Source organism: Peribacillus sp. SIMBA_075 (assembly GCF_046534585.1).
This window is the reverse complement of sequence record NZ_JAWRYN010001270.1, coordinates 1-248: the sequence shown is the minus strand read 5'-3', so window position 1 is coordinate 248 and position 248 is coordinate 1. Positions and strand designations below refer to the sequence as shown.

The 248-nt window shown below is 37.9% G+C and carries 1 protein-coding gene; it reads left to right on the top strand.

Annotated features, from left to right (window positions below; all coding sequences use genetic code 11):
- The coding region (locus SB775_RS32425) for a class I tRNA ligase family protein (protein WP_410865399.1) at nt 1-248 on the top strand (248 nt) is incomplete at both ends.

Sequence of the window (248 nt, the reverse complement as noted above, 5' to 3'; positions counted from 1 at the left end):
ATCCATATGGGACACGCACTAAATAAAGTGTTAAAAGACTTTATTGTTCGTTTTAAATCAATGACTGGATACTGTGCACCATATGTACCAGGTTGGGATACACACGGTTTACCAATTGAGCAAGCTTTAACAAATAAAGGTGTAAAGCGTAAAGAAATGACAGTTGCTGAGTTCCGTAAGTTATGTGCAGAGTATGCATATGAGCAAGTAGAACGTCAACGTGAACAATTTAAGCGTTTAGGTGTACG